Origin of the sequence: Streptomyces endocoffeicus (genome assembly GCF_016741935.1) — a bacterium.
Lineage (GTDB): Bacteria > Actinomycetota > Actinomycetes > Streptomycetales > Streptomycetaceae > Streptomyces > Streptomyces endocoffeicus.
In genome coordinates this window covers 1,086,065-1,104,107 of the sequence record NZ_JAERRG010000001.1, presented here as the reverse complement: position 1 = coordinate 1,104,107, position 18,043 = coordinate 1,086,065, and the positions used below count along the sequence as shown (strand labels likewise).

13 protein-coding genes are annotated in these 18,043 nt (G+C 73.4%); 8 read left to right on the top strand and 5 right to left on the bottom strand.

Annotation, left to right across the window (positions count from 1 at the left end; genetic code table 11):
* The first annotated feature begins 68 nt into the window (after positions 1-68).
* Together JK364_RS04310 and JK364_RS04305 are read left to right on the top strand one after the other, a co-directional pair.
* A complete protein-coding gene (locus tag JK364_RS04310; protein WP_201847639.1) occupies positions 69-1,541 on the top strand; it encodes an NAD-dependent succinate-semialdehyde dehydrogenase in 1,473 nt (490 codons plus the stop codon).
* Positions 1,542-1,646: 105 nt separating this feature from the next.
* Positions 1,647-3,059, top strand: coding sequence for a CAP domain-containing protein (locus tag JK364_RS04305; RefSeq protein WP_201847637.1), 1,413 nt, complete (start codon positions 1,647-1,649; stop codon positions 3,057-3,059).
* A 60-nt stretch (positions 3,060-3,119) separates the two neighbouring features.
* Here JK364_RS04305 and JK364_RS04300 read toward each other — a convergent pair whose 3' ends face one another.
* A complete protein-coding gene (locus JK364_RS04300; RefSeq protein ID WP_230991296.1) occupies positions 3,120-3,866 on the bottom strand; it encodes a peptidoglycan-binding domain-containing protein in 747 nt (248 codons plus the stop codon).
* Positions 3,867-4,048: 182 nt separating this feature from the next.
* On the opposite strand from JK364_RS04300, the gene JK364_RS04295 reads away from it, so the two are divergent.
* The gene (locus JK364_RS04295; RefSeq protein WP_201847635.1) at positions 4,049-5,302 is read left to right on the top strand and encodes an FAD-dependent oxidoreductase; all 1,254 of its coding nucleotides are present in this window, start codon (positions 4,049-4,051) and stop codon (positions 5,300-5,302) included.
* A gap of 59 nt (positions 5,303-5,361) precedes the next feature.
* On the opposite strand, the gene JK364_RS04290 is transcribed toward JK364_RS04295, so the two are convergent.
* Both JK364_RS04290 and JK364_RS04285 read right to left on the bottom strand, forming a co-directional pair.
* Positions 5,362-6,882, bottom strand: a complete 1,521-nt coding sequence (locus JK364_RS04290) for an amino acid permease (RefSeq protein ID WP_201847633.1) — start codon at positions 6,880-6,882, stop codon at positions 5,362-5,364.
* 58 nt (positions 6,883-6,940) lie between these two features.
* Entirely contained in the window at positions 6,941-7,948 is a 1,008-nt protein-coding gene (locus JK364_RS04285; RefSeq protein ID WP_201847632.1) for a hypothetical protein, read from the bottom strand.
* A gap of 276 nt (positions 7,949-8,224) precedes the next feature.
* Between JK364_RS04285 and JK364_RS04280 the strand changes: the two genes are divergently transcribed.
* From JK364_RS04280 to JK364_RS04270, 3 genes are read left to right on the top strand one after another with little or no spacing between them, the layout of a single operon-like run.
* A complete protein-coding gene (locus tag JK364_RS04280) occupies positions 8,225-9,721 on the top strand; it encodes an FGGY family carbohydrate kinase (protein ID WP_201847630.1) in 1,497 nt (498 codons plus the stop codon).
* Between the two features lie 49 nt (positions 9,722-9,770).
* Entirely contained in the window at positions 9,771-11,198 is a 1,428-nt protein-coding gene (locus JK364_RS04275) for an NAD(P)/FAD-dependent oxidoreductase (protein ID WP_201847628.1), read from the top strand.
* Positions 11,195-12,448: an NAD(P)/FAD-dependent oxidoreductase gene (locus tag JK364_RS04270; protein ID WP_201847626.1), complete on the top strand. Its 1,254-nt coding sequence runs from the start codon at positions 11,195-11,197 to the stop codon at positions 12,446-12,448. Before JK364_RS04275 ends, JK364_RS04270 begins: the two co-directional genes overlap by 4 nt.
* Positions 12,449-12,455: 7 nt before the next feature.
* Here the strand turns inward: JK364_RS04270 and JK364_RS04265 are convergent, their stop codons facing one another.
* Positions 12,456-12,845, bottom strand: a complete 390-nt coding sequence (locus JK364_RS04265) for an RNA-binding S4 domain-containing protein (protein ID WP_201847624.1) — start codon at positions 12,843-12,845, stop codon at positions 12,456-12,458.
* A 30-nt stretch (positions 12,846-12,875) separates the two neighbouring features.
* Here JK364_RS04265 and lpdA point away from each other — a divergent pair, with 30 nt between their 5' ends.
* Complete coding sequence (gene lpdA / locus JK364_RS04260) at positions 12,876-14,276, top strand: dihydrolipoyl dehydrogenase (protein ID WP_201847622.1); 1,401 nt, start codon at positions 12,876-12,878, stop codon at positions 14,274-14,276.
* A gap of 66 nt (positions 14,277-14,342) precedes the next feature.
* Positions 14,343-17,000: a SpoIIE family protein phosphatase gene (locus JK364_RS04255; RefSeq protein ID WP_307841145.1), complete on the top strand. Its 2,658-nt coding sequence runs from the start codon at positions 14,343-14,345 to the stop codon at positions 16,998-17,000.
* An 8-nt stretch (positions 17,001-17,008) separates the two neighbouring features.
* Here JK364_RS04255 and JK364_RS04250 read toward each other — a convergent pair whose 3' ends face one another.
* Positions 17,009-18,007: an MBL fold metallo-hydrolase gene (locus tag JK364_RS04250; protein ID WP_201847620.1), complete on the bottom strand. Its 999-nt coding sequence runs from the start codon at positions 18,005-18,007 to the stop codon at positions 17,009-17,011.
* Between the last annotated feature and the right edge of the window lie 36 nt (positions 18,008-18,043).

The following is an 18,043-nucleotide window of genomic DNA, read 5'->3' as shown; positions in this document are numbered from 1 at the left end:
CGGGAGCCCGATCCGCCCGCCGGTCCGAACCCCTCGGACCGGCGGCGGTCCGATAGGAGATTGCCCCTATGTCCACCCCCTCGTACCCTTCGGCCGCCGAGGTCCTCGCCGCGGTGCCCAAACAGCTCTACATCGCCGGGGCGTGGTCCGACGCGGCGGGCGGCCAGACCATGCCGGTCGACGACCCGGCCACCGGTGAGGTGCTGTGCGACGTCGCCGACGCCGCCCCCGCCGACGGGCAGCGCGCCCTGGCCGCGGCCGAGGAGGCCCAGGAGAAGTGGGCGGCCACCGCGCCCCGCGCACGCAGCGAGATCCTGCGCCGCGCCTATGAGCTGATCATGGAGCGGGCCGACGCGCTCGCCGCGCTGATGACGGCCGAGATGGGCAAGCCGCTGGCCGAGGCGCGCGGAGAGGCGGCCTACGCCGCGGAGTTCTTCCGCTGGTTCTCCGAGGAGGCGGTGCGCGTCGAGGGCGGGTTCTCCACGCTGCCGGACGGCAAGAACCGCATGCTGCTGATGCGCCGCCCGGTCGGCCCCTGTCTGCTCATCACGCCGTGGAACTTCCCGCTGGCCATGGGCACCCGCAAGATCGGCCCGGCGATCGCCGCGGGCTGCACCATGGTGCTCAAGCCCGCCCCGCAGACCCCGCTGTCCAGCCTGGCGCTCGCCGGAATCCTGGAAGAGGCGGGGCTTCCGGCCGGGGTGCTCAACGTGGTCACCACCTCCCGCGCGGGAGAGGTCGTGGAGCCGCTGCTCACCGGCGGACACATCCGCAAGCTCTCCTTCACCGGCTCCACCCAGGTCGGCCGTACCCTGCTCGCCCAGAGCGCGTCCGCGGTGGTCCGCACCTCCATGGAACTCGGCGGCAACGCCCCCTTCATCGTCTTCGAGGACGCCGACCTCGACGTCGCGGTCGAGGGCGCCATGACCGCCAAGATGCGCAACATGGGCGAGGCGTGCACGGCGGCCAACCGCTTCTTCGTCCACTCCTCCGTGGCGGCCGAGTTCGCCGACCGGCTGGCCCGCCGCATGGGCGCGCTGGAGGTCGGCCCCGGCAGCCGCCCCGGTGTCCAGGTCGGGCCGCTCATCGACCGGGCGGGGCGTACCAAGGTCGAGGAGCTGGTCGCGGACGCCGTGGCGCGCGGCGCCGAGGTCCTGGTCGGCGGCAGCACCCCCGAGGGCCCCGGCTGCTTCTACCCGCCCACGGTGCTCACCGGTGTCTCCCCGGCCAGCCGGCTGATGGAGACCGAGATCTTCGGGCCGGTCGCGGCCGTGCTCACCTTCGACGACGAGGACGAGGCCCTCGCCACCGCCAACGACACCGAATGGGGTCTGGTGGGCTATGTGTTCACCCAGGACCTCAACCGCTCGCTGCGGGTGAGCGAGCGGCTCGAGGTCGGCATGGTCGGCCTCAACACCGGACTGGTCTCCAACCCCGCGGCCCCCTTCGGCGGCGTCAAACAGTCCGGGCTCGGACGCGAGGGCGGCCGCGTCGGCATCGACGAGTTCCTGGAGTACAAGTACGTCGCGGTGCCGGTCTGACCGCCGCCACACCGCCGGGGCGCCCGCCGGAACCGCCGGGGGCGCCCGGGCGTTGCCCCTCATGACGCGTTGCCTCCGGATACGCGGCGGCGGTGAGGAGCGGACATGGGCGAGTTGGTGCCCGGCGGGAACCAGGCGCTGCCCGACGGCGCCCTGACCATCCGGGTGCCGGGTCCGTTCGACCTGTCCGCGCTGATCACCGGCGAGGACGGAAAGGTCGCGGGCGACGGCGACTTCGTCTTCTTCAACCAGCCCAGCGCGCCCGGCGCCCGGCTGGACGGCGACACCGTCACTCTGCGGCCGGGGGCGCTGCGGCCCGGCGCCGCCCGGGTCACCCTCGTCATCAGCCCGGCCGACCCGGGCACCCCGCTGGGGCGGCTTCCGGCGCCCGTGCTGAGCGTCCTGGACGAGCGGGGGTCGCCGCTGGCCCGGTTCGCCCCGCCGCGCCCCTCGCGGGAGACGGTGCTGCTGCTCGCCGAGGTCTACCGCCGTGGCGGCGGCTGGAAGGTTCGGGCGATCGGCCAGGGGTACGCCGACGGGCTGGCCGGTGTGGCCCGGGACTTCGGCGTCGACGTCGCCGACGACGGAGCCGCCGCCGCCCCCGCGTCCCTCGCACCCGCGTCCCCCGCACTCGCGCCTCCCGCGTCCGCGCCTCCTGCGCCCGTGCCTCCCATGCCTCTCGTGCCTCCGGTCGTGCCTCCCGCCCCGGCGACCGCCGCCCCTGCCCCCGCCGACGGGGCCTCGCGGCAGGCCCTCGACGCGGTGAACGCGGTGCGGGCGCGGGCCGGGGCCGCGCCCGTGGCCCTCGACGGACGGCTGACCGCGGCCGCCGAGGCGCACGCCCGGGCCATGGCCGCCCACGGTGCGCTGGCGCTGGAGAGCCCGGACGGGACCTCGCTCTTCCACCGGATCGCCGCGCACGGATACCGCCCGCTGACCGTCGCCGAGCACATCGTCTCCGGGCCGCGCACTCCACGGGAGTTCGTGGACTACTGCCTCGAAGGCGCCGAGCGCCGGGGCCCGTTCCACGATCCGGCCCTCGTCCACCTGGGCATCGGCCGGGCCGACGGCCCCACCACCGGGGACGTCTACTGGACGGCGGTATGGGCCCGGCCGTTCACCCCGGACGGGTTGCTGCGCCTGGCCTCCGAGGTCATCGCCCTCACCAACGCGGAGCGCGCCGCAGCCCGGCTCGCGCCCCTCGCCCCGGACCCGCGGCTGACGGCCGCCGCGCAGGCGCACAGCGACAACATGGTGGCCCGCGACTTCTACTCCCACACCGGTCCCGAAGGGCATCAGCCCTGGGACCGGGCCCGGACCGCCGGGGCCACCCACCGCGGCATCGGCGAGAACATCGCGTGCGGCCAGCGCTCCCCGGAGGAGGTGGTGCGCGGCTGGATGAACAGCCCGGGCCACCGCGCCAACATCCTGAAGCCCGACTTCACCCACATCGGCGTCGGCCATGCCACCGGCAGCCGCGCGGGCACGTACTGGACCCAGGTCTTCGGCGCCACCTGATGGCACCCCGCCCCACCCTGTCCCGCCCCACCCCGCCCCGGTCCGCCTCCGGCCGTGGCGTCAGGTGCGCGACTCCAGACCGCGCCGGGTGGCGCTCCCGTACACCCCGTTCGCGTCGCCCCGGATCCCGTACCACACCTGGAACCGGGATACGGCCTGGGCCAGCGTCTGGTCGTACTGGCCGTTGACCTGCCCGTCCTGATACACGTTCGGGATCCGCAGCAGCCGCTTCTGGAGCTCGGTGACCTCCGGGCCGGTGCTCCCGAGGGTCAGCACATCGCCCGGGTCGCCCGGCGGCGGCAACTGGTCGTCCGGGCCCTGCGAGGCGGGGGCGCTCGGCGTCTGCGGCGCGCCGGAGGTCGCGGGCGCGGTGGGCGCGGTCGGCTTGGCGGACGCGCCGCCCTCGGCCGCGCCGGACGCCGAGTCCCGGTCCACCACCATCACCACCAGCGAGAGGGCGACGCCCGCACCGAGCCCGGCCAGCACCAGCAGGGCGGCGCCGGGGCGGCGCCGCCCGGCCGGGGCGGGCGGCGCGGGCGGTTGCTCTGGCGCGGGCGGTGCCTCCTGCGGGGGCCAGGCGTCGGCCGCGGAGGGGCCGCCCGCCATCTCCTGGGTGTCGTCATCCGCCATGGGCGGCGCCTCGGGCGGCAGCTCGGTGCCCGGCGGCCGGAAGAGGTCGAGCTCCTCCATCCACCCCTCGACCGGCCCCTCCGGGGCATCGTCGTACTCCGACGTCGCGGGGAAGATGGCGGTCGGCTCGATCACCTGACGCCCGGCTGGTCGGTCCGGATCGGGTTCGGCTGCCATACAGACCTCCTTATACGCCCCACACCATCACGCGGGGATACGGACGCGGGCCCGGGAAGATTCAAGCCGATCGTGAACCGGAGGCCCCGGAGCCCCCGCGGCGCCGGTGTGGCGTGGCGCCGCGGGGTAAACCGTCCTGAGAGGGTGCCCATGGCCTCGGGGATGTCGAAGGGAGCCATGAGATGGAGCGGACCACATGCTGTGTGGTGGGCGGCGGGCCGGCCGGGATGGTCCTCGGGCTGCTGCTCGCCCGGGCCGGGGTGGAGGTCACCGTCCTGGAGAAGCACGGGGACTTCCTGCGCGACTTCCGCGGCGACACGGTGCACCCCAGTACCCTCAGGCTCCTGGACGACCTGGGCCTCGCCGACCGGTTCGCGGCCCTGCCGCAGCGGCATGTGCACTCCGTCCAGCTGCCCATAGGACGGGGCGGCGAGCTGTTCACGGTCGGCGAGATCGGCTCACTGCCGGGGAAGTACAACTACGTGGCGATGGTGCCGCAGTGGGATCTGCTCGATCTGCTGGCGGACGAGGCCAAGCGGGAACCCACCTTCCGACTGCGGACGAACACCGAGGTGACCTCCTTCCTCATGGAGCGCGGACGGGTCACCGGAGTGCGCTACCGCGACCGCGCGAGCGGCTCCACCGGCGAGCTGCGCGCCACCCTCACCGTGGCCTGCGACGGCCGGGGATCGCTCGCCCGCGACCTGCCGGAGCTCGGACTCCAGGAGTTCGCCTGCCCGATGGACGTCTGGTGGTTCCGGCTGCCGCGCGAGGAGAGCGACCCCCAGGGGCTGGTGGCCAACGTCGGGGAGCGCTTCCTCACCGCGATGATCGACCGTGGTGACTACTGGCAGTGCGCCGCCCTGATCCCCAAGGGGGCCGACGCCGAATGCCGGGCCAAAGGCCTCGACCGGTTCCTCGCCGCGTTCACGGAGGCCACCCCATGGATGCGGCGGGGATCGGCCGACCGTGCGCCGGGCCCGCGGTCCTGGGACGAGGTGAAGCTGCTGGACGTACGGATGGACCGGCTCCGCCGCTGGCACCGCCCCGGACTGCTGTGCATCGGGGACGCGGCCCACGCGATGTCGCCCGTGTTCGGGATCGGCATCAACCTCGCCGTCGAGGACGCGGTCGCCGCCGCCCGCCATCTGGCCGGGCCACTGCGCGAGGGCACCGTGGGCCTCGCCGACGTACGCGCCGTCCAGCGCCGCCGGTGGCCGACCACCGTCGCGACGCAGGGGTTGCAGCGGATCGCCCACGCACGGGTCATCGGGCCGCTGCTGCAGGGACGTTCACCGGCCGCCGGAGGGGAGCCGCTGCGGCTGGCCGAGGTGCTCACCAAGGCGCCCTGGCTGAAGCGGGCGCCCGCGTACTTCCTCGCCTACGGCGCGGGCCGCGAGAGGCCTCCGGCCGAGTCGCTGCGCCGTTCCGGATGAGCCGTTGAAGCCGGGTGCGGAAGCCCTTCCACACCCGGCTTCACGCATACGAAGAACTTTCAGACGATGCCTTCGGCGATCTCCGCCTGCTCACGCGCCGTGCCGTACGCGGACGGCGTGTTGTACGAGCGGCGGGCCACGAACCACCAGATCGTGGCCAGCAGCAGCACCACGGCCAGCGCGATCGAGGCGTAGTTCATCGAGTCCACCGTCACCGGGCTGGACTGCGGCAGACAGAACAGCACCGTCACCACCGCCACCCACACCACCGCGATCCAGCCCACCGGCTTGCTCCAGCGGCCCAGGTTCCACGGGCCCGGCTGGAACCGGTCCCCGGCGCGCAGCCGCAGGAAGACGGGGATGGCGTAGGCGGGCGTGATCCCGATGACGTTGATGGCGGTCACCGCGCCGTAGGCGGTTTCGGAGTACAGGGACGGCAGGGCCAGCAGACCCGCCACCGCCACCGCCAGCCAGACCGCGTGCACCGGCGTCTGGGTACGCGAACTGACCCGCTGCCACAGCCGCGAGCCCGGCAGCGCCCCGTCCCGGCTGAAGGCGAACACCATCCGGCTGGCCGCCGCCACCTCGGCGTTCCCGCAGAACAGCTGTGCCACGATGACGATGAGCAGCATCGCGGTGGCGCCGCCCGTGCCCAGGGCGTCGATCAGGATCTGCGCCGGCGGCACCCCGGTGGCGCTGCCCTGCGTACCGGCGTAGTCCTGGATGGCGAAGGTGAGCCCGGCCAGCAGTACGAACCCGGCCACCCAGGACACCCAGATGGAGCGGACGATCCCCCGGGCGGCGTAGACGGAGGCGTTGGAGGTCTCCTCGGACAGATGTGCCGAGGCGTCGTAGCCGGAGAAGGTGTACTGGGCGAGCAGCAGTCCGATCGCGGTCACATACAGCGGATTCGACCAGCCGGTGTTATTGACGAATTCGGTGAAGACGAATTCGGGCGACTGGTGGTGGGAGGGCACGATCGTCAGTGCGCCGACGATGATGGCCACGCCCGCCAGATGCCACCACACACTGACCGAGTTGAGCACGCTCACCAGCCGCACTCCGAACAGATTCAGCGCCGCGTGCAGCAGCAGAATGCAGACGAAGATGAGCATGGTCGATTCCGGTGTGGGATCGAATCCCCACTGGAGGTTGAAGAGCGCACCGGTGAACAGGGCGGCGCCGTAGTCGATTCCGGCGATGGCCCCGAGCAGCCCCAGCAGATTGAGCCAGCCGGTGTACCAGCCCCAGGTCGGTCCGCCCAGCCGGTCGGCCATGTAGTACAGCGCTCCCGAGGTGGGGTACGCGCTGGTCACCTCCGCCAGAGCGAGCCCGACGCAGAGGACGAAGAGCCCCACTCCGGCCCAGCCCCACATCATCACCGCGGGGCCTCCGGTGTCCAGCCCGAAGCCGTACAGCGTCATGCATCCGGAGAGAATGGAGATGACCGAGAAACTGATGGCGAAATTGCCGAAGCCGCCCATCCGGCGGGCCAGGACGGGTTGATAGCCGAGCTCACGCAGCCGCTGTTCATCGTCCCGGTGGGGGGCGGGACTTGGACTCGACCAGGCCGTGGACATGAATGTACCTCCGAATGCTGGGGCGGGCGAGGGGTGGTACAGGTGGGGGGAATTCGGCTCAGCCGCCGGCCCCGGGTCTTGGCCCACGGGCGCCGGCCAGCGAGCGGACCCGGGCGCGAAGAAACATTTCTTCAGCAAGGGCGCGGTCGGCGGCGTCGCGGGTGCGGTAGGCCCAGGGGAGCGGGGTGAAGTACGGCCCCAGCGTCTCGAAGACGCGGGCCGCGTCGGGAAACAGCAGCGCGCCCCACAGGGCGTGTGCCAGATGGTTGAGATCGAGCAGGGAACTCGTCGTGACATCCGCGTGGTCGAACCAGCCGAGCAGCGCGTTCCTCGCGTCCCGGGTGGCGTCCTCGGTGGCCCAGTGAAGGTCGAGCGCCTTCTCGTAGCCCCGCTCCTCGCGGTACCGCTCGACATGGACGTACAGCGGCAGCACCTGCAGCGCGGACCCCTTGGGCGCGCCCGAGACCACCCACTGCACGAAGTTGACCGCCTCGGCCAGCGAACCCCCGGCCCGCCGGGCGTACACGAACTGCAGCATCCGGTGGTACGCCTCGCGGTTGTGCGGATCGCGCCGGTCGGCCTCCGCCAGCAGTCCCCAGGGGCCCGGGAACAGCAGTGGACCGGGCGGGGCCACCCGGTGTTCCTCCTGCCGCTGCTCCTTGTCCAACTGGGCCAGGGCCAGCAGACACACCCAGGGCACCGGATCGGCCGGGGAGTGGTGCGCGGCCAGCTGGCAGGCCTGCCACGCCTCCCGCCACAGCTCCCGGGTGCGGGGGTGCCGCTCGCGGTGTGCGCGCACCGCGCGCTCCACCCCGACCCGGGTGTGCATCACCAGAGCGGCCACGCTCTGCGGCTCCTCGGTCCGCCACGCGTCCACCACGTTGGAGCCGGCGGCGGCCGTGGCCAGCACCTGGGTGCGCTGGGTCCACAGCGACCAGGTGGGGGTCTCCGCGAGCAGATTGCGCATCGATATCCAGCGTCCGGTGCGCAGATCCTGCAGCGCCACGCGCAGCCCGCCGTCATAGCCCGCGGGGTGGTACACGGGGCGGAACTCTTCCTCGGGCATCGGATGACTTTCGTACGGAGCTGACGTACCGGACGTGGGAAAACGAGGGGCCTGGGGGATGGTTGCAGGGATCTTATAGTCCTGGTGCAACGATTCGGGAACGGGGGACTCCGGTCCATGCCCGAACGGGCCGTCTTGACGCCCGCCCCGCGCCTGCACCAGGCTTTCCGGCAAGATCTCCGCGCTCCGTCCCGCGAGCGCACCGCCCCCCGTACCCGAAGCGATCCGCCCGTCCGAACCCGAAGCGATCCGCCCGCCCCGAGCGAAGAACCGGACATGCTGCCTGCAGAGCGTCGCCACCGCACCCCGGCCGACCCCGCGACCGGCCCGGTCCTCGCCATCGACCAAGGCACCTCGGGCACCAAGGCGCTGGTGCTCTGCCCGGAGCGCGGGGTGATCGGCTCCGCCGAGGTGCCCGTACGGCCCCGCCATCTGCCCGGCGGACTGGTCGAGGTCGATCCGGCCGCGCTGCTCACCTCGGTCCTCGAGGCCGGACGCCAGGCCCTCGCGGCCGCGGGGGAGCCGGTCATGGCGGTCGGGCTGGCCAACCAGGGCGAGACCGTACTGGCCTGGGACCCCGTCACGGGAGAGCCGCTGACGGACGCGCTGGTCTGGCAGGACCGGCGGGCCCACACGGTGTGCGAGCGGCTCGCGCCGCACGCCGAGACGCTGCGCGAACTCACCGGCCTGCCCCTCGACCCGTACTTCGCGGCGCCCAAGATGGCCTGGATCCGGCGCCATCTGACCGGCGAGGGCGTGGTCACCACCAGCGACGTATGGCTGGTCCACCGGCTCACCGGCGCGTTCGTCACCGACGCCGCCACCGCCGGGCGCACCGGGCTGCTCGACCTCGACCGGGTCGCCTGGTCCCCGAAGGCGCTGGACCTGTACGGGCTGACCGCCGAACGGCTGCCGCGCGTCGTCGACGCCGCCGGGCCGGTCGGCACCACCACGGCCTTCGGCGGCGAGGTCCCGCTCACCGGACTCCTCGTCGACCAGCAGGCCGCCCTGCTGGCGCAGCGGGTGACCGAACCGGGCACCGCCAAGTGCACCTACGGCACCGGCGCCTTCCTCCTCGCCCAGACCGGCGACCGGCCCCGGCGCGGCCCCCACGGCCTGGTCTCCTGTGTGGCCTGGCGGTTCGGCGGGCGCACCAGCTACTGCCTGGACGGGCAGGTGTACACCGCCGCCTCCGCGGTGCGCTGGCTCAGCGACCTGGGGGTGATACAGGGGCCCCAGGACCTCGACCCGGTCGGGGGAACCGTGCCCGACACCGGGGGAGTCACCTTCGTACCGGCGCTCGCCGGACTCGCCGCGCCGTGGTGGCGCGGCGACCTCAAGGGCTCGCTGACCGGGCTCGGCCTCGACACCACCGCCGGACATCTGGTGCGCGCCCTGTGCGAGGGCATCGCCGCCCAGGTCGTGGAGATCGCCGAGGCGGCCGCCTCCGACCTGGGCGCGCCGCTGACCGTCCTGCGGGTCGACGGGGGACTGACCCGCTCGGCGCTGCTGATGCAGACCCAGGCCGATCTGCTGCAGCGGCCGGTGGAGGTGTCCGCGCTGCCGGATGTCACGGCGCTGGGCGTGGGCGCCGCCGCGCGAATGGGGCTCGACCCGGGCCTGACGGTCGAGGAGGCGGTCCCCGCGTGGGAGCCCGCCGCCGTCTACGAACCGCGGATCGGCGCGGAGCGGGCCGCCGAGCGGCTGGCCGCCTTCCGCTCGGCCGTGGCCGCGCTGCTGGACCAAGCGCCGCCGGCCGCCACCCACGACTGAGACCGCCCGCGCACCAGGAGCCGTGTCCACCACCGAGCAAGGGACCAGCATGACCGTTACGACCACGGGTGACCTCCCCGACGAGGTCTACGACGTGGCCATCATCGGCGCCGGGGCGGTCGGCGCCGCCATCGCCCGCGAACTGGCCCGGTACGCGTTGCGGATCGCCCTGGTCGAGGCGTCGAACGACGTCGGCAACGGCACCTCCAAGGCCAACACCGCGATCCTGCACACCGGCTTCGACGCCACCCCGGGCACCCTGGAGGCCCGCCTGGTGCGCGAGGGCTACCAGCGGCTGACCGCCTACGCCGCCGAGACCGGCATCCCGCTCGAACCGCTCGGCGCGCTCCTCGTCGCCTGGGACGGGGAACAGCTCGCCGCGCTGCCGGCACTCGCCGAGAAGGCCGCCCGCAACGGCTACCACGAGACGGCCATCCTCGATGCCGAGGCGGTCCACGCCCGCGAACCCCACCTGGGACCCGGCGCCCTCGGCGCGCTCGAAGTCCCCGGCGAGAGCATCATCTGCCCCTGGACGACGACGCTCGCCTACGCCACCCAGGCGGTCCGCGCGGGCGTCGCCCTGCATCTGAACTGCCCGGCCGGAGCCATCACCACCGGCCCGGACCACCACGAGATCGCCACCCCGCGCGGGGTGCTGCGCACCCGTCACCTGGTGAACGCCGCGGGGCTGCACTCGGACGAGATCAACCGGCGGCTCGGCCACGAGGAGTTCACCGTGACCCCACGCCGCGGCCAGCTCATCGTCTTCGACAAGTTCGCCCGCGGCCTGGTCGACCACATCCTGCTGCCGGTGCCCACCGCGCTCGGCAAGGGCGTACTGGTGTCGCCGACCGTGTACGGCAATGTGATGCTCGGCCCCACCGCCGAGGACCTCGACGACAAGACCGCCACCGGATCGTCGGCCGACGGACTGGCCTCGCTCCGCGAGAAGGGCGCGCGGATCCTGCCCGAACTGCTGGAGGAGGAGGTCACCGCCGTCTACGCCGGACTGCGCGCCGCCACCGAGCACGGCGACTACCAGATCCGCGCCGACCCCGGACGGCGGTATGTCGCCGTGGGCGGCATCCGCTCCACCGGGCTCACCGCCTCCATGGCGATCGCCGCGCAGGTGACGGAACTGCTCATCGACTGCGGGCTGGACCCCGGGCCCGAGCGGGAGATCGAGCCCGTGCGGATGCCCACCATCGGCGAGGCGTTTCCGCGCCCCTACCAGCGCGCCGACCTCATCGCCGCCGACCCCGCCTACGGCACTGTGGTCTGCCACTGCGAACGCGTCACCCGGGGCGAGATCCGCGACGCGCTGACCGCCACCGTGCCACCGGCCTCGCTGGACGGTCTACGGCGCCGCACCCGGGCCCTGGCCGGGCGCTGCCAGGGATTCTTCTGCGGCGCCGCGGTGCGCGCCCAGTTCGAGGCGGCCACCGCGGCCCAGGACCGGACGGAGGCCCGGCGATGACCCCCACCGACCGTACTCACCGCACCGTCGACGTGCTGGTCATCGGGGCCGGACCGGCCGGACTCGCGGTCGCCGCGCGGCTGGCCGCCGCCGGGGTGGACCGGGTCGAGGTCCTCGACCGCGAACAGCGCGCGGGCGGCATCCCCCGCCACTGCGACCACACCGGATTCGGACTGCGCGATCTGCGCCGGGTGATGACCGGACCGGACTACGCCCGCCACCACATCGCCGCCGCCATCCGCGCCGGGGCCGTGCTGCGCACCGGAGTCACGGCCACCGGCTGGGCGGCACCGCGGACCGTGGACATCACCGGCCCGACCGGCCTGGAGCGGATCACCGCCACGGCCGTCGTCCTGGCCACCGGTGCCCGGGAACGCCCGCGCAGTGCCCGGCTGGTGCCCGGCACCCGGCCGGCGGGTGTCTTCACCACCGGGCAGTTGCAGCAGGCCGTCCATGTGCACCACCAGAGCGTCGGCCGCCGCGCCGTCATCGTCGGCGCGGAACGGGTCAGCTACTCCGCGGTGGCCACCCTGCGCCGGGCCGGGGCCGAGGTCGCCGCCATGGTCACCGACCAGCCCCGCCACCAGACCCACCCGGCGCGCCACCTCGGCACCCGGCTGCGCCAGGGCGTTCCGCTGGTCACCGACGCCACCGTGGCCGAACTGACCGGCCGGACGCGGCTGGAGAGCGTACGGCTGCGGCACCGGGACGGCAGGACCGCGGCCATCGGCTGCGACACCGTGGTGTTCACCGGCGACTGGATCCCCGACCACGAGCTCGCCAGAAGCGCCGGGATCGCCCTCGACCCCGGCACCCGGGGCCCGGCCACCGACGCCGAGTTCCGCACCGGCGAACCCGGGGTCTTCGCCGTGGGCAATCTGCTGCACCCGGTCGAGACCGCCGATATCGCCGCCCTCGACGGCCGGTTCGCCGCCGCGCCCGTACTGCGCCATCTCGCGGGTGCGCCATGGACCCCGGGACCGCTGCCCGTGCTGGTCGAGGCGCCGCTGCTGTGGATCTCACCCAACCGGCTCACCCCGGACGGGCCCCGTCCGCCGCGCGGCCGGTTCACCCTGCGCACCACGCGGTTCCTGACCCGGCCGGTGCTCACCGTCGGCCAGGACGGCCGGACGCTGCACCGCGGGCGCCTTCCTCACACGGCGGTGCCCAACCGGCCGTTCCACCTGCCCGCCGGCTGGATCGCCGGGGCCGACGCACACGGCGGCCCCGTGCGCATCACCGCGGACTGACCGGGCCTCAGCCGGGCTCCCCGGGCGTACCGCGCAGCCGCTCCATCTCGCGCCGGTCGCGCTTGGTGGGGCGGCCCGTCCCGCGGTCGCGCAGCCCGATCGGCACGGTGTGCTCGCGCGGAGGCGGCGGCGGGCTGTTGTCGACGTAGCACTCCACCGCCACCGGCGCCCCGACCCGCTTGCGCACGATGCGCGAGACGACCACGATCCGGTCGCGCCCCGCATGGCGCAGCCGCACCTCGTCTCCGGACCGCACCGTGTGCGCGGGCTTGACGCGCTCGCCGTTGACCCGGACGTGCCCCGCGCGGCAGGCCGAGGACGCCATGGAGCGCGTCTTCGTCAGCCGCACGGACCAGATCCAGCTGTCCACCCGTACGGACCCCTCGTCTGAAGCCATACCCCGACTCTAATGTCTAAGGTGCGACGCATGAGCGCACATTTCGACGTGGTGGTCCTGGGAGCCGGACCGGGTGGCTATGTCGCCGCGATCCGCGCCGCCCAGTTGGGCCTGACCACGGCCGTGGTCGAGGAACGCTACTGGGGCGGTGTCTGCCTGAACGTGGGCTGCATCCCGTCCAAGGCCCTGCTGCGCAACGCCGAGCTGGCCCATCTGTTCATCCACGAGGCCAAGGACTTCGGCATCCGGGTGAACGGCGATGTCACCGTGGATTACCGGGACGCGTTCGAGCGCAGCCGCAAGGTGGCCGACGGACGGGTCAAGGGCGTCCACTATCTGATGAAGAAGAACAAGATCACCCAGTTCGAGGGGCGGGGCAGCTTCACCGGACCGCACGACATGACGATCACCCGTTCCGGCGGCGGTACGGAGGCGCTCACCTTCGACCACTGCGTCATCGCCGCGGGCTCGATCACCAATCTGCTGCCCGGCACCTCCCTGAGCGAGCGGGTGGTGACCTACGAGGAGCAGATCCTCTCGCCCACCCTGCCCGGCAGCGTCCTGATCGCGGGCGCGGGCGCCATCGGCGTGGAGTTCGCGTACATCATGCACAGCTACGGGGTGCAGGTGACGCTGGTGGAGTTCATGGACCGGATCGTGCCCCTGGAGGACGAGGAGGTCTCCACCGAGCTCACCCGGCGCTTCCGCAGGCTCGGCATCAACATCCTGACCTCCACCCGGGTGGAGGCGATCAACGACGCGGGCCCCGCGGTCAAGGTCATGGTGACCACCGGCGGCCAGCGGCAGACCCTCCAGGCCGCCCGGGTGCTCCAGGCCATCGGGTTCCGGCCGCGGGTGGACGGATACGGGCTGGAGCACACCGGCGTCCGGCTGACCGAGCGGGGCGCCATCGGCATCGACGGCCGGTGCCGCACCAATGTGCCGCATATCTTCGCCATCGGCGACGTCACCGCCAAGCTGATGCTGGCGCACGCCGCCGAGGCCATGGGCATCGTCGCGGCGGAGACCATCGCCGGGGCGGAGTCCATGGAGCTCGACTATGTGATGATCCCGCGCGCCACCTTCTGCCAGCCGCAGATCGCCAGCTTCGGCTGGACCGAGGCCCAGGCGCGGGAGCGCGGCTTCGACGTCCGGGTGGCGAAGTTCCCGTTCACCGCCAACGGGAAGGCCCAGGGGCTCGGCGACCCCGTCGGCTTCGTGAAGCTCATCGGCGACGGCCGCCACGGCGAGCTGCTGGGCGGCCATCTCATCGGCCCCGAGGTCACCGAGCTGCTGCCCGAGCTCACCCTCGCCCAGCAGTGGGATCTCACCGTGCACGAGGTGGCCCGCAATGTCCATGCCCATCCGACCCTCAGCGAGGCGGTGAAGGAGGCCGTCCACGGGCTCGCCGGACACATGATCAATTTCTGACCGCGGATGCTCCCACCCCGGCCGCCACCAGGTGTGAGACCCGCGGAAGTGCGTTAGACAGAGCATGTGAGAGTGCGCTCGGCGCTGGGCTCGCGCAGTGTCGGCGGGCAGGTGTTCGCCCTGATGCTGATCATCGTGACGCTCCTGGTGCTCGCCGCGGGGGCCACGCTGTCCCTCCAGGCGCGCGGCAGCCGGGACAAGCAGGCCCGGGGCCGTGCGCTGACCGTCGCACAGACCGTCGCGGTCGCCCCCGGCGTCCAGCGGGCGCTGGAGTCCCGCGACCCCGCCAGGACCCTCCAGCCCTACGCCGAGAAGGTCCGTCGGCGAACCGGTGTCGACTACATCGTGGTGACCACCCCACGGGGCATCCGCTGCAGCCATCCGAACCCGAAGATGATCGGCAAGCGCGTCGACCGCGGCCTCTACCCGGCCACGGTGGGCCGGGCCTTCACCGACAAGACCCCGGGCATCACCCGCCCGGCCCCCTCGATCCGGGCCGCCGTGCCGGTCACCAACGCCCGGGGCCGGGTGATCGGCATCGTCAACGCCGGGGTCTCCATCCCCTCCGTGGCCCGCACGGTCAGCCGTCAACTGCCCGTGATCTACGGCTCCACGGCCTTCGCCCTCCTCCTGGGCGCGGGCGGCGCGGCGCTCGTGGCCCGGCGGCTGCGGCGCCAGACCCACCGGCTCGGCCCCGCCGAGATCACCAGGATGTACGAACACCATGACGCCGTGCTGCGCTCGGTCCGGGAGGGGGTGCTGATCGTCGACGACGAGGGGCGGCTGCTGCTCGCCAATGACGAGGCGCTGCTCCTGCTGGGCCTCGCACCCGACGCGCACGGACGGCGGATCACCGACGTCGGCCTGCCCCCGGAGCTCGCCGGGCTGCTCGCCTCCGGCCGCGAGGCCACCGACGAGGTGTACGAGGTCGGGAACCGGCTGCTGGCGGTCAACCAGCGCCCGGCGGAACGGGGCGGACAGCCCTGGGGCAGCGTCGCCACCCTGCGGGACACCACCGAGCTGAGCGCCCTGACGGACAAGGCCGACCGGGCCTACGCACGCCTCCGGCTGCTGTACGAGGCCGGTGTCCGCGTGGGCAGCAGCCTCGACATGGAAGGCACCGCCCAGGAACTGACCCGGGTCGCCGTGCCGCGCTTCGCCGACTACGCCACCGTCGATCTGCACGAGGCCGTCCTGGGCGGCGGGGAGCCGGGCGGCCGGGACTCGCCGCTGCGCCGGGCCGCCTTCACCGGCATCCGGCAGGATCCCCCGCTGCGCCGGGTCGGCGAGCGGGTGTCGTCCTTCCCCGTCACCCAGCGGGCCGGTGGCACCGGCCGGGCGCGCGTGTTCGCCGTCGGCGAGCTGTCGTCCCACCCCGACTGGACGCCCCAGGACCCGGAGCGGCTGGGGTGGGTGCTGGAGTACGGCATCCACTCGCTGCTGACCGTGCCGCTCAGCGGGCGCGGCGTCCGGCTGGGCCAGGCGGCGTTCTGGCGCTCGGGGGACACTCCACCGTTCGACGAGGAGGACCGGACCTTCGCCGAGGAGCTGGCCGGTCAGGCGGCCGTCGCCATCGACAACGCCCGCCGCTACGCGCGCGAGCACGCCACCACCCTGGCCCTCCAGGAGAGCCTGCTGCCGCGCGGCCGCCCCGAGCAGCAGGCCGTCGTGGCCGCCCAGCGCTATCTGCCCGCCCCCGGCGGGGTGCGGGGCGACTGGTTCGACGTCATTCCGCTGTCCGGGGCCCGGGTCGCCCTCGTCGTCGGCGATGTCGTCGGCCACGGAGTGCACGCCGCCGCGACCATGGGCCGGCTGCGCACCGCCGTGCGCAACTTCTCCGTCGTGGACCTTCCCCCCGACGAGCTGCTCGCCCGGCTCGACGACGTGGTCGACCAGCTCGACCGGGAGGAGACCGTCACGGGCGGCGGCGCCGGGGCCGCCGGGGCCACCTGTCTGTACGCGGTCTACGACCCGGTCTCCCGGCACTGCACCCTGGCGCGGGCCGGCCATCCGCCCCCGGCCCTGGTCCACCCCGACGGCTCGGTGACCTTCCTCGACCTGCCCGCGGGCCCGCCGCTGGGGCTCGCCGGACGGCTCTACGAGGCGGCCGAGACGGAGCTGCCCGAGGGCAGCCGCCTCGTCCTCTACACCGACGGGCTGGTCCAGGACCGCGAACGGGACATCGAGACCGGGCTCGACCAGCTGCGGGACGCCCTCACCGATGCCGACCCCGACCCGGAGCGGGCCTGCGACACCGTGCTGGCCGCCCTGCTCTCGCCGCGCCGCACCGACGACGTCTGCCTGCTCATCGCCCGTACCACCGCGCTGGACGCGCGCCAGGTGGCCTCGTGGGTCCTCCCGGCGGACCCGGAGGTCGTGGCCGGGATGCGGGCGGCCGTCGCCCGCACCCTGGCCGAGTGGAACCTGGAGGAGGCCGCCTTCACCACCGAGCTGGTGGTCAGCGAGCTGCTCGGCAACGCCGTCCGGCACGCGGTGGGCCCCGTACGGCTGCGGCTGCTGCGCAACCGGGCGCTGATCTGCGAGGTCGCCGACGGCAGCACCACCGCGCCCCATCTGCGCCGGGCCGCCATCACCGACGAGGGGGGACGCGGGCTGTTCCTGGTCGCCCAGATGGTCCAGCGCTGGGGCACCCGCTACACCAGCCAGGGCAAGATCATCTGGACCGAGCAGGACATCCCGGCCGCGGCGCGCGCCCCGCGGTGACCAACTGGTCAGGCCGAGGCCGTCGGCGCGTCCTCGCGCCGCTCCCATGCCACCTGGGCCAGGTCGGCCATGGTGGCCACGAGATCCGCCGCCTCCTCCGTACCGTTCAGATGCCGGTACTCCGAGCCCACCGTGATCACCAGCCGCTCGGGCAGGCCCAGCGACGGATAGGTGTTCTCGGCGATCAGGGTGCGGGCGGCCTCCAGAGCCGGCACCCCGGCCGTGTGCAGCTGTCGGGTGCGGTCCCGCAGATGCTCCAGATAGCCGATGTGGCCGCGGACCCCCTCCCGGTCGAGGATCGGGCCATGGCCGGGGACGATCACCTCGGCCCCGGTCTCCAGCACCCGCTCGCACGCGGAGATCACATTGTCCAGCGGGCCCGCCCAGTGCACGGCGTGGTCGCCGGGGTCCCGCGGACCGGAGGCGAAGATGACATCGCCGGTGAACGCCACCTTCTGCCGCGGCAGATACGCCACCAGATCGCCCGCGGTGTGCGCGGACTCCAGGCTGAACAGCCGCACCGGCACCTGGCCCACGCGCAGGTCGAGTTCGCCCACGAAGGTGAGCGTCGGCTCGACCACCTCGGTGGCGGACCAGTCGAACCGCCCGAAGTGCCGCTGGAGGTACCAGCCGAGCGGGGTCGCCGGATCGCTGCCGTGCACCAGGCCGTGCAGCTGCTGCGGCGAGGGCTCGTACTCGATGTGGCCGAGCGCCTCGCGGGTGGCCACGATCTCCGCGTCCGGTACGACCTCCGCGCCCCACAGGTGGTCGCCGTTGGCATGGGTGACGATCACTCGCTCGATCCGGCCCCCGTCGGGCAGCAGGGCACGGCTGTGTTCGAGGAACTCACCGGCCATCCGGCGGTCGTAGGGGCTGTCGATCCAGGCGGCGTGGCCGTCGGGCGAGACGATCAGACCGCAGTTGGCCAGACCCCAGCCGGCGCTCGGGGTCGGGGACCAGATGTGCACACCGTCGGCCACGGTGAGGAGGGGGGATTGCGAGATCATGGACGCACACTATGCCCGCGCCGCACCCCCGCGGCA

Coding starts and splice junctions, on each gene's coding strand:
- JK364_RS04310 (WP_201847639.1), top strand. CDS start 69: ATGTCCACCCCCTCGTACCCTTCGGCCGCCGAGGTCCTCGCCGCGGTG.
- JK364_RS04305 (WP_201847637.1), top strand. CDS start 1,647: ATGGGCGAGTTGGTGCCCGGCGGGAACCAGGCGCTGCCCGACGGCGCC.
- JK364_RS04300 (WP_230991296.1), bottom strand. CDS start 3,866: ATGGCAGCCGAACCCGATCCGGACCGACCAGCCGGGCGTCAGGTGATC.
- JK364_RS04295 (WP_201847635.1), top strand. CDS start 4,049: ATGGAGCGGACCACATGCTGTGTGGTGGGCGGCGGGCCGGCCGGGATG.
- JK364_RS04290 (WP_201847633.1), bottom strand. CDS start 6,882: ATGTCCACGGCCTGGTCGAGTCCAAGTCCCGCCCCCCACCGGGACGAT.
- JK364_RS04285 (WP_201847632.1), bottom strand. CDS start 7,948: ATGCCCGAGGAAGAGTTCCGCCCCGTGTACCACCCCGCGGGCTATGAC.
- JK364_RS04280 (WP_201847630.1), top strand. CDS start 8,225: ATGCTGCCTGCAGAGCGTCGCCACCGCACCCCGGCCGACCCCGCGACC.
- JK364_RS04275 (WP_201847628.1), top strand. CDS start 9,771: ATGACCGTTACGACCACGGGTGACCTCCCCGACGAGGTCTACGACGTG.
- JK364_RS04270 (WP_201847626.1), top strand. CDS start 11,195: ATGACCCCCACCGACCGTACTCACCGCACCGTCGACGTGCTGGTCATC.
- JK364_RS04265 (WP_201847624.1), bottom strand. CDS start 12,845: ATGGCTTCAGACGAGGGGTCCGTACGGGTGGACAGCTGGATCTGGTCC.
- lpdA (WP_201847622.1), top strand. CDS start 12,876: ATGAGCGCACATTTCGACGTGGTGGTCCTGGGAGCCGGACCGGGTGGC.
- JK364_RS04250 (WP_201847620.1), bottom strand. CDS start 18,007: ATGATCTCGCAATCCCCCCTCCTCACCGTGGCCGACGGTGTGCACATC.